The sequence below is a fragment of the Occallatibacter sp. genome, from assembly GCF_049802275.1.
Classification (GTDB): domain Bacteria; phylum Acidobacteriota; class Terriglobia; order Terriglobales; family Acidobacteriaceae; genus Telmatobacter.
This window is the reverse complement of sequence record NZ_JBARMD010000177.1, coordinates 20,826-31,376: the sequence shown is the minus strand read 5'-3', so window position 1 is coordinate 31,376 and position 10,551 is coordinate 20,826. Positions and strand designations below refer to the sequence as shown.

The window sequence follows — 10,551 nt, the reverse complement described above, 5'->3', positions numbered from 1 at the left end:
GTCGGGATTTGCGTACATGCTGATTGATGCGGGGTGGGCGCAGGCAGACCGCAAGGGGCCAGACGATTACGCCGCCGTGGCCGACATCACCAAGGTGGATCCGAACGTCAATATGCCGGAACTGCTGCGCTATGCGAAGGCGAAGAACGTCGGCATCTGGCTCTGGTCGCATTGGACTTCGGTGGACAAGTACATGGACCAGGCGTTTCCGCTTTTTGAGCAATGGGGTGTGGCGGGGGTGAAGATCGACTTCATGGATCGCGACGACCAGCAGATGGTGGCGTGGTACCGGCATGTTACGGAGGCCGCTGCGGAGCATCATCTGATGCTCGATTTCCATGGGGCATTCAAGCCGGACGGTCTGCGGCGAACGTGGCCCAACGTGATGACACGCGAAGGCGTGATGGGCAAGGAATATCTGAAATGGAGCGCGCGAACCTCTCCGGTGCACAACACGACGCTGCCGTTTACTCGGATGCTGGCGGGACCGCTGGATTACACGCCGGGTGCGTTCGGCAACAGCAATCGCGAAAACTTTGTGGCGCGCAACCTGATGCCGATGGGACTGGGGACTCGCGCACATGAACTGGCACTGTACGTTGTGCTGGAGAGCCCGCTGCAAATGGTGTCGGATTATCCCGAGCATTATGCGGGACAGCACGACTTCGAGTTCATCAAGCAGGTTCCGACAACATGGGACGAGGTGCGCGTGATCGCGGGGCGGCCGATGGAGAACATCACGATTGCACGACGCAGCGGCAAGGATTGGTATGTCGGATCGATTACCAACTGGGACTCGCGGACAGTGAAGGTGCCTCTGGACTTCCTGGGTGAAGGAAAGTACGTGGCGGAGATTTATGCGGACGCGACGGACTCTGGAACCAACGCTACGCACACGGAGTTTTCAAAGAAGGCTGTCGATCGGAATGGTGTGATGGAGGTGCGGATGGTTTCGGGCGGAGGGAACGCAGTTTGGATACATCCGAACCTGTGAAATAGGATTTCCAGGTCTCAAAGGCGAGACCCTTCGACTTCGCTCAGGGCAGGCTTCTGGGGCAGCACCCAGATTCCAGGAATTCGCGACTCCAGACTCAAATTCATCCATTCAAACGGCTTTGACCTCCATTCGCTGTTTGGCTACTTGCGGGGGCAACGGGGCTGTGATACAAACTAAACATTCAAGTTTGCCCCCAAAGGGCAAGCCTGAGTTTCATGCAGAGTGGCTGAGGGACGAGCCCTGTGACGCCACGACAACCTGCCCGCGCAAAACGGGAGTATGGTGTCAACTCTTGCCCGGAGACGGGGAACATGAGATTCGGGGGTTGCTTCAGCACCCTTTGCTTTAGCAGCTTCGCAAGCAGTTTCGAGTCAATTCACGTTCACTCTTTTTCGGGCACGTCACGCGCTCGAGCTTCTCGTGTCACTCGCGCACAGCGAGGGACCTTTGACGACTGCGTATTGGTTGCGATGTCGGGAATGCGGCAAGACCTATGGTCACCAGCCGCTTTCCATCTGCGATGAGTGTTTTTCCCCGCTCGAAGTGACGTACGACTTCGAGTATGCCCGCACCCGCTTTACCCGCGAGACAATTTCCCAGGGCCCGCTTGACATGTGGCGGTATCGTGCGCTGCTGCCGGTTGCCGACAGCTACGTTCCGCAGACGCCCTCTGGGCTGACGCCGCTGGTGAAGGCTCCCCGGCTGGGCGCGCAGTTTGGCGCGACGAATCTTTACGTCAAGAACGATGCCGTGTGCATGCCGACGCTGAGTTTCAAGGATCGCGTGGTGGCGGTGGCGCTGGCCAATGCTCAGGATTTTGGTTTCGATACGGTTGGGTGCTCCTCGACCGGAAACCTGGCCAATGCTGTGGCGGCGCATGCTGCGCGGCTGGGGCTGAAGACATTCATCCTGGTTCCGGCGGATCTGGAGCCGGCGAAGATTTTGAACACGCAGGTGTACGGGGCGACGCTGGTGCGGGTGGATGGCAACTACGACCACGTGAACCGGCTTTGCTCGCAGATCGCGGATCGATACAACTGGGGATTTGTGAACGTGAATCTGCGGCCGTACTACGCCGAGGGATCGAAGACGGTTGGTTTCGAGATTGCCGAGCAGCTTGGTTGGCGGCTTCCGGATAACGTAGTGGTGCCGATGGCGGGTGGTTCGCTGATCACGAAGATCAAGAAGGCATTCAATGAGCTGATTCAGCTTGGGCTGGTTGAGGATAAGCCGGTGCGGTTCTTTGGCGCGCAGGCCACGGGATGCTCGCCGATTGCGAAGGCTGTGAAAGGCGGAACGGACGTTATCGAGCCGCAGCGGCCGAACACGATCGCACGGTCGCTTGCGATCGGCAATCCGGCGGATGGAATTTATGCGGCGCGGGTGATTCGCGGAACGGGTGGCTGGGCTGAAGATGTGTCGGATGTCGAGATTGTGTCGGCGATCCAGGAGCTGGCGGAGACTGAAGGCATCTTTACGGAGACAGCGGGAGGCGTAACGACAGCGGTGACGGCGCGGTTGTATGCACATGGACGGATCAAGCCGGATGAACTGACTGTCAGCTGCATCACCGGAAATGGCCTGAAGACGACGGATTGCCTGGACGGCGCTTATGAGCAGAGAGCGGCAATTCGTCCGCGGCTGACGGACTTTGAGAACTTCGTGGAAGAGCGCAACGCAGCAAGCCAGGGACTTAGCCTGGCAGGAGAAAGCTATGCCGGTTAGAGTCTTGTTGCCGAATGCATTTCAGAAACACACCAACAACGTGCGCGAGATTTCGAGCACGGCGTCGAATCTTCCTGAACTGGTGACCGATATCGAAGGCCGCTTTCCTGCGCTTCGGCAGCATCTGCGCGGAGAGGATGGGCAGGTTCGGCGGTTTATCAACTTCTATGTCAACGAGGAAGATATCCGGTTCCTGGGCAACGACAAATATAACTTCCAGGAAGGCGACGAGATTCTGGTGATACCTTCGATCGCCGGAGGTTGAGCGGCGTGATTGAGAGCAATGCGCTCTAATCCGTGATTATGTGTAGTACGACGACGGCGAGGATTCCTCCAGCCGCTACCGTTGCGCTGGCAATCAATAACATCGCCCCTTGTGCGCGAATAACACCATACATCTGGATGGCATCGCTGCGAAGCGCTTGGTCGCGACGCCACGCGCGCGTCACGGTTGTCAACCCGATTGCCAGCACTGCGAGGGGCAGCGCGATCATCAACACCCACAATCCAAGATGCGGGCGGGCGGCAAACCAGTCCACGATGAGCTGCGCAGTGTGCGCGGGTTCAAATTGCTGAGGCTGAATGTTGCGCGCAAACAGCGCTGTCATAAACAGCATCGCGGGGAAAACGAGGAGCAGTTCGAGTGCGGCGAGGGAGCGGAGAATCGTCTTCATGGATTTACTTTGTACTGCAAAGTGAATATTTTTGCAATCGAAAAATGTGAGGCGGATCACAGCCTGTGAAGACGTACTGGCCTCTAAAGGCAGTATTCATAGTCCTTTTTTACGTAAGAGCAACAATTTATTTGCATTTCCTTTGCACTAGCTTCATTCTCCTCTTACAATTCCTGCCGGATACTACTCCCGTGATTGCGCAAGCAGGGCAGAGGGCTCCGTTCGCACTTTTACCTCCGACCACCACTCCGGTGGAAGCCCACCAATCAATTTTGCTCGCAACCGGTTCCGTTTCGACGGAAAGGCCGCGCATCCATGCGGAGATTGGCCGCTACCGGTTGCGACTGGCGCAGTGTATTGGGGATCGCGAGGCTGCATGCAGACTGCGCTTCAAGGTCTTCAACATCGAATTGGGCGAGGGCCTGGAAAGATCGTATGAGACGGGAATTGATACCGATCATTTCGATATCTTCTGTGAGCATTTGCTGGTTGAAGACAAGACCGATGGTCGCGTTGTCGGGACTTATCGGATGCAATCGGGAAGTACTGCCGCAATGAATCTTGGCTATTACTCGGCACAGGAGTTTGAGTTTGCACCTTACGAGCCGCTTCGCCGCGACATACTCGAGTTAGGCCGTGCGTCTATCGATCGCGAGCATCGAACTGCAGAAGTACTTACATTGTTGTGGCGGGGCATTGCGCAGTATGCTAGCGACATGGGGCTTCGTTACCTTGTGGGATGCTCTTCTTTGAATTCCAAGGACCCGGCGGAAGGCTGGCAGATGTATCGCGAGCTGGATCGGTACCGGGTCTCACCGGAATTCGAGACGGTGCCTACTCCTGCATACGAATGTCCCTGCGAGCAGCAGGATCCGGATACCCAGCTATCGCCGGATCCGCAGGATTGTGAAGTGCCAACGAAGGTTCCCAAGTTATTGAAGACTTATTTGACGATTGGAGCGCGCATCTGCGCACCGCCGGCGTGGGACCGCGAGTTTGGCACGATTGATTTTCTTACTCTGCTCGATTTGAAGATGCTTTCCACGTCCGCGCGCAATCGCTTCCTCGCGCCACTGATGCAATGAGTTTGCGGATGATCCGGCGCGCTGTGGCGCTGGGTTTCGTACTGCTGATAAGCATCGCTCGTTTCTGGCTGCTGGCCCTGAAGGGACCGCGTACGTTGGAGCGGCGCGCCCGCTGGGTGCAGGAGACTTGCGTACGGGTGCTCCGCAGCATGGACATTGAGTGCCATGTTGAGGGGCAGGTCCCCACGCATGGGCTGGTGGTGGCGAATCACCTCAGTTATCTCGATATTGTGATCCTCAGTGCGGCGATGCCGTGCTTTTTTGTGGCCAAAGCGGAAATCGATACATGGCCGTATTTCGGAAAGGCCGCACGCGCGGGCGGGACGATATTCATCAACCGTTCAAGCGTGGCCAGTGCTGAACGCGTTGCCGACATCATCAGCGAGCGGCTCAAACTCGCGGTTCCAGTGCTGTTCTTTCCTGAGGGAACCAGTACGGATGGCACGATGCTCCGCTTTCGCTCCAGGCTTTTTGAGCCGGGCATTGTCTCGGGTGCGCCCATCACGGCAGCGTCTATCCGCTACGTGATCAGCGACGGCACGCCGGAGCGCGAGCTCTGCTGGTATGGTGATGAGTCGTTTGCACCGCACCTTTTGAAGACACTGGACAGCCCGGGATTTCATGCACAGCTTCATTTCGGTGCGCCGCGCGTGTATGCGGATCGCAGGGTAGCCGCGGATGAGACGTTTGCGGAGATTGTCGTGATGCGTGGATGCGAACCGGTGAAGGTGCTCCAGCCGATTTAGCGCGGCCAGGGGTCAGTTAGTCTGACTTTCAGCCTCGGCGGGTGGTGGGGCTGTCGAACCGCGAACGACGAGGCTAGTGGACACGAGGAACTCGCGTTGTAGTCCAGCTTTTCCGGGTTCCTCTCCATGCTGGCGGAGCGCGTCGAAGGCTGCCCGCGCCAGGTCAGTTCGGGACAGACGGATAGTGGTGAGCGGGGGAAGGGTAAATTCTGCGAAATCGATGTCGTCGAGGCCAATGACTGAGAGATCCGCCGGCACACGCAGACCTTGCAGGTAGGCGGCGCGCAGAACGCCGATGGCCGTCATGTCATTCGAACAAATGACTGCCGTAGGCCGGGCACTGAGATCCCGCAACTTCCCGAATCCGACGACGCCGCCCTTGAGCGTGTGATCGCATTCGATTATCCATTTCTTCTCGATCGGTAATTTGTTTTCCTGCATTGCGGTCTGGAAGTCGTTCTGCCGGGTGATGGCAGAGTGCAGCTTGTGCGGCCCGGCGAGGTAGGCGATCTTGCGATGGCCAAGTGCGGCGAGGTGTTCGACGGCAGCGCGCATACCTGAGCTGTAGTCCAGGACGATGGTGCTGGCCTTTGGCTCGCTCAGTTTGAACTCGGCGAGCACTACGGGGACGTCGTGAAACGATAGCTGATCGAGTACAGGTTCTTCTTCGCCGAAGGTCATCACCGCAACGCCTTCCACTTTGCGCTCAAGCATGCGGCGAACGCAGGTCGTCAGAACGGCAGGATCACTGTTGGAGGAACTGACCAGAATCTCGTAGCCGTGAGCAACGGCAATCTCTTCGAAGCTCTGGATGAGTTCGGGGAAGAACGGATTGGTGATGTTCTCAACAATGATGCCGAAGAGGCGGCTGCGCCCGGAGACGAGGGTGCGCGCGTGGGTATTAGGGAAGTAATTCAGCTGCTCGATCGCCTGCCAGACCCGCTTCGAGAGCTTCTCGCTTACGACGGGTGAGCCATTGATGGTGCGGGAGACGGTGGCAATGGAGACCTTGGCCAATGCGGCCACAGCCCGTATGTCGGGAGTCTTATCGGCGCCTTTGCGACTAGCTTTTCGAGCCACGTGCAAATCCTGAGTACAGTCGAAAACAAATCCGGATTGAACATCCATCATAGCGCCGACCGCTGACGCAGCGGTCTAATCGAGGCCGGGCAATCGCAGGAATCGCGTCCGGAGAAGCCTTTGCAAGCCGAACCACCTTCGAACTGCCCGCCATTGCCGCGGGACGACCGTATTGCGCAGTTTTGCCAAGGCAGCACGTTTATGTGGTTGACCTGTGCTCTGGGTCTGACTCTGTTCAGGACTTGTCAGATATCAACAGGCGCAGATCGCGCAGATTATGGGCAGTTGGTCCGGTGACAACGGTGTCGCCCAAGGCCGTAAACAGTGGACAGGCGTTGAAGGCTCGCAGGGACTCTTCCGGCGCGAAGCCAAATGCGACAGCGCGCGCCACGGTGGTGGGGTCGGCGATGGCTCCGGCGTTGGGGGTATTGCCGTCGATGCCGTCGGAGCCGGCGCTGAATACCGTGAGCATCTCGCCGGGATGATGCGCAAGTTCAACCGCGCATGCCAGGGCGAATTGCTGGTTTCGGCCGCCCGCTCCGGGATTGCGATTCAGAGTGACCGTAACCTCGCCGCCGGAAATGAGGCAGAAACGCCGGTGAAGGGCGCGCAGGTCATGGAAGCGATCGAGCAGGTAGCGGGCAGCATCCGCGTAATCCCAGTCGTCGCAGGAGTTGTCGACCGCGACAAAGTACCCCGCCTTCTGCGCCAGAACTCGAGCACTTTCGACGAGGTCGTGAGTCGAAAGCAGCACTTCAAAAACCGAATCGCGGAAGGCTTCATCTTCGCCCGTGAGATTGACGGCGGATGTTGACCGGCGTGCCTGCATCGCATCGGTCCGCTGAAAGCGGGCGAGAAACGGAGGCCGCCAGCTCTTGTTGCCGGGGGATTCGGGAAGATCTGTTCGCTCGAAGAATATGCGCACCGCCTGAGGAAGTTTGGCCTCGAGGTTGTACTTCTCAATGATTTCGCGCACTTCGTCGACGGTGGAGTGATCGGGAGAGGTCGGGCCCGACGAGAGGGCATCGAGCGTCCGCAAGGGGACATCGGGCAGCAGGAAGGAAACTTTGAGAGCCTCCGCCGCGGCGATGGCGAGCCGCCCACCCTTTACTGCGCTGAAGTGCTTCCGCAGAGTGTTGATCTCGTTGATTGGAGCGCCGGAGCCGATAAGCGTCTCGTGAAAGGCGATGGTGTCGTCCAGCCCGATCTGGGGATCAAGAGGCAAGTCGAACATGGCGGAGCCGCCACCGGAGATCAGAAAGAAGATCAGCGTATCTTTCTTCGCCTTCTTGAGCATGGCGAGGGCAGCACGCGCTGCCGCGAACGACTCTTCGTTGGGCAACGGGTGACCGCCTTCGAAGTAGCGGAATCGCCAGTTGCGCTTTTTCGGCAAGTACTTGGTGCAGCAGATGCCACGCAGGCCTTTGCGGCGCTTCATGCGGTCGAGCAGGATTTCGAGCATCGGGCCGGCGGCCTTGCCGATGGCGACGACAAAAATGCGCTTGAACTGCGAGAGACTGATGACGTCGGGTCCGCTGCCGTCAGGAATCAGCCGCTTGAGCGTGCTTCCTTCGAAGCGAATCCGCCGATCAAAGGCGGACTCGATACTGCATGCTTCGAGTGCGCCAGTGAAGAACTCAGTGGTGCGGGCATGGAGGAAATCGAGGGCGGTATCGCTGGCTGGCGTCATTGAACCTGTTCCTTAAGCCAACTTGCGAGCGACCGTTGCATCCTATCGAGCTGACCGGTAAAAAAATGATCGGCGCCGGGGACGAGCACCAGGTTTTTGGGATCGGCGGCAGTGTCAACCACCTGCAGCAAGTCCTGCTGCGGAGCAAACGAGTCGCCATCGCCGCTGAGGAAGAGCTTGGGCAACGAGCATTCCGAGAGCGCGGGATATCGGTAGGTATGGCCGAATCCCTGGGTCGGCAGTCCCAGGGCAACCAATGCACGGAGACTTGCTTTTCTCATTGTTTCCGAGTCTGTTCCGCAGGATGCAGCGATCGCCATTGCTGCGCCAAAGCTGAAGCCGAGCAGGACGACCGGGAGTTTGTATTCGGCCTGGAGCCAATCGAGCGCGGCGGATACATCGGCCGACTCGGCACGCCCGTCGTGTTGCCCTTCGCTCAACCCTGTGCCGCGGAAGTTGAAGCGAAGCACAGGCCAGCGGAGGCCCCACTCGGGCGCATTCAGCACCTTCATGGCGTGATAGACCACCTTGTTGTGCATGGTGCCGCCGCCGATGGGATGCGGGTGGCACACAAGCCCGACGAATTGCGAATCGGCTGCGCCTTCATTCAACAGCGCCTCAAGCCGGCCGGCGGGGCCACGCAAATCAACGGTGCGCAGAGATGGTTTTTCCGAACTCGTTTCGGATCCGGACAACGCGGCAGCAGTGGTCATTCCAAACGCTATTTTACGCTGTCCCCGAGTGGCGGGGCCCATACGGTCTGTGCGAATTCACAGCCGGAGCAACGCGGCCCATGCTCTGTCTCGTTCAGATCTGCCGATGCCTGGATTCGCGGGGTTTATCGCAGGCCGGAATCGGTGACTAAGATATTCTGGCAACACTATGCACGAATTTTCGCCGCTTGATCCAATTCGCTTTACCCAACAGCTCTGTGAAATTGAATCTACGACCTATAACGAGGGTCGGGTGGGCAATTTTCTTGCGGACTTCCTGGCTGCGCGTGGCTGGGCGGTAGAGAAGACTCCGGTGCCGCAACCGGAGGAGAGCGCAGGGGTGGGCGAGCGCTGGAATGTTTTCGCCGGAATACCGGGGCAGACTCCAGATCTGGTTTTTTCGACACACATGGACACGGTGCCTCCGTATATCCCGTTCAGCGAGGATGCTGAGTTCATGTATGGACGCGGTGTGTCGGATGCCAAAGGCATTATCGCGGCGCAGGTGGCGGCAGCCGAGGTGCTGCGGGCGGAGGGGTTTCGAGTCGGTGTCCTGTTTGTAAGCGGCGAAGAGCGGGATTCTGCCGGGGCGAAAGTGGCGAATGAATCGCCGAAGGGAAGCCGATTCCTGATCAATGGCGAGCCAACAGACAATCGACTCGCACTGGCTTCGAAGGGTTCATTGCGCGCGGTTTTCAAGGCATCGGGCAAGATGGCGCACTCGGCTTATCCTGAACTTGGCGACAGCGCGGTACACAAGCTGGTCGAGGTGCTGGCGCGCTTGTTGAAGCTGGATTTGCCGGCGACGGAAGATGTGGGACCGAGCACGCTGAACATTGGGCAGATTAGTGGCGGACACGCGCCCAACGTGATCGCCGACAAGGCAGAGGCGCAGGTTCTGGTACGGCTGGTGGGCGATTCCAAGCCGGTTCGCGCGGCGCTGATGGAGGCTGCGGGCGACCTGGCTGAAGTGGACTTCACCCTGGAGATTCCATTCGTGCGGCTTCGCGCTGTGGAGGGCTTGCCTACGATGATTGCGAAATTCACCACCGACATTCCGCAGCTTACGAATTGGGGCGAGCCGCTGCTGCTGGGGCCGGGTTCAATTCATGTTGCGCACACGCCGTATGAGAAGCTGGCAAAGAAAGAATTGAAAGATGCCGTAGATTTGTATATTCGGGTTGCGAAGCAGTTGCTAGCCTGACTGGCCGCACCGGTTGCCGGAAGATCGCAGCCCAATCATTGACCCAACCAGAGTTTTACTCGAGGAGAATTCAGATTATGAGCACTGCTATTTATGACATTCCTGTCAGCAAGATCACCGGCGAAGATACTTCACTCGCTGAATTCAGAGGCAAGGTTTTGCTGGTGGTAAACGTCGCGTCGAAGTGTGGTCTTACGCCGCAGTACGAGGGGCTGGAGAGCCTATACGAGCAATTCCGCGGGCAGGGATTGGTGGTTGCGGGATTTCCGGCGAACAACTTCAAGAGCCAGGAACCTGGCACGAACGACGAGATTCAATCGTTTTGTACGACGAATTTCGGCGTCAAGTTTCCCATGTTCAGCAAGATCAGCGTGGCAGGGGATGACAAGCACCCGCTGTATAAAACTCTGACAGCAGCGCAACCCAAGGCAATCAGCGCGGCGGAAGTTCCGTTTCGCGAGAAGCTGAGGGGATATGGGATCGAGACCAATGCTGACCCCGAAATTCTCTGGAATTTCGAGAAGTTTCTGGTGAGCCGCGAAGGTGAAATTGTGAAGCGCTTTTCACCGGACACGCTGCCGGACGCACCAGAACTGGTCGCGGCAATCAAACAGGAATTAGCGAAGGAATAGGAAGA

At 58.1% G+C, this 10,551-nt stretch carries 11 protein-coding genes and 1 riboswitch; of the genes, 7 read left to right on the top strand and 4 right to left on the bottom strand.

Features of this window, described 5'->3' with window-relative positions; translation table 11 throughout:
* From WA354_RS05915 to WA354_RS05905, 3 genes are all read left to right on the top strand, one after another.
* Window positions 1-994 (top strand): glycoside hydrolase family 97 catalytic domain-containing protein (locus tag WA354_RS05915; protein ID WP_472812087.1); only part of this gene is annotated, 994 nt, incomplete at its 5' end.
* Window positions 995-1,207: 213 nt separating this feature from the next.
* A riboswitch (SAM riboswitch) is annotated at window positions 1,208-1,315 on the top strand.
* A gap of 129 nt (window positions 1,316-1,444) precedes the next feature.
* Window positions 1,445-2,722, top strand: a complete 1,278-nt coding sequence (thrC, locus tag WA354_RS05910) for a threonine synthase (RefSeq protein WP_472812086.1) — start codon at window positions 1,445-1,447, stop codon at window positions 2,720-2,722.
* Window positions 2,712-2,987 carry a MoaD/ThiS family protein gene (locus WA354_RS05905; protein ID WP_472812085.1) on the top strand — a complete coding sequence of 92 codons (276 nt, stop codon included), beginning with the start codon at window positions 2,712-2,714 and terminating at the stop codon, window positions 2,985-2,987. The genes thrC and WA354_RS05905 overlap by 11 nt, the downstream gene beginning before the upstream one ends.
* A 25-nt stretch (window positions 2,988-3,012) precedes the next feature.
* Here WA354_RS05905 and WA354_RS05900 read toward each other — a convergent pair whose 3' ends face one another.
* On the bottom strand, window positions 3,013-3,396 hold the full coding sequence (locus WA354_RS05900; protein WP_472812084.1) for a hypothetical protein: 384 nt from the start codon (window positions 3,394-3,396) through the stop codon (window positions 3,013-3,015).
* A 191-nt stretch (window positions 3,397-3,587) separates the two neighbouring features.
* On the opposite strand from WA354_RS05900, the gene WA354_RS05895 reads away from it, so the two are divergent.
* Together WA354_RS05895 and WA354_RS05890 are read left to right on the top strand one after the other, a co-directional pair.
* Window positions 3,588-4,481 carry a GNAT family N-acetyltransferase gene (locus WA354_RS05895; protein ID WP_472812083.1) on the top strand — a complete coding sequence of 298 codons (894 nt, stop codon included), beginning with the start codon at window positions 3,588-3,590 and terminating at the stop codon, window positions 4,479-4,481.
* An 8-nt stretch (window positions 4,482-4,489) separates the two neighbouring features.
* A complete protein-coding gene (locus WA354_RS05890) occupies window positions 4,490-5,227 on the top strand; it encodes a lysophospholipid acyltransferase family protein (RefSeq protein WP_472812082.1) in 738 nt (245 codons plus the stop codon).
* 12 nt (window positions 5,228-5,239) lie between these two features.
* Here the strand turns inward: WA354_RS05890 and WA354_RS05885 are convergent, their stop codons facing one another.
* From WA354_RS05885 to WA354_RS05875, 3 genes are all read right to left on the bottom strand, one after another.
* Entirely contained in the window at window positions 5,240-6,307 is a 1,068-nt protein-coding gene (locus WA354_RS05885) for a LacI family DNA-binding transcriptional regulator (protein WP_472812081.1), read from the bottom strand.
* Window positions 6,308-6,542: 235 nt separating this feature from the next.
* Window positions 6,543-7,997, bottom strand: a complete 1,455-nt coding sequence (locus WA354_RS05880; protein ID WP_472812080.1) for a glycerate kinase type-2 family protein — start codon at window positions 7,995-7,997, stop codon at window positions 6,543-6,545.
* A complete protein-coding gene (locus WA354_RS05875; protein ID WP_472812079.1) occupies window positions 7,994-8,710 on the bottom strand; it encodes an alpha/beta hydrolase in 717 nt (238 codons plus the stop codon). The genes WA354_RS05880 and WA354_RS05875 overlap by 4 nt, the downstream gene beginning before the upstream one ends.
* Window positions 8,711-8,879: 169 nt before the next feature.
* Here WA354_RS05875 and WA354_RS05870 point away from each other — a divergent pair, with 169 nt between their 5' ends.
* Both WA354_RS05870 and WA354_RS05865 read left to right on the top strand, forming a co-directional pair.
* Window positions 8,880-9,914: a M20/M25/M40 family metallo-hydrolase gene (locus tag WA354_RS05870; RefSeq protein WP_472812078.1), complete on the top strand. Its 1,035-nt coding sequence runs from the start codon at window positions 8,880-8,882 to the stop codon at window positions 9,912-9,914.
* A gap of 77 nt (window positions 9,915-9,991) precedes the next feature.
* The gene (locus tag WA354_RS05865; protein WP_472812077.1) at window positions 9,992-10,546 is read left to right on the top strand and encodes a glutathione peroxidase; all 555 of its coding nucleotides are present in this window, start codon (window positions 9,992-9,994) and stop codon (window positions 10,544-10,546) included.
* The last annotated feature ends 5 nt before the right edge of the window (window positions 10,547-10,551 follow it).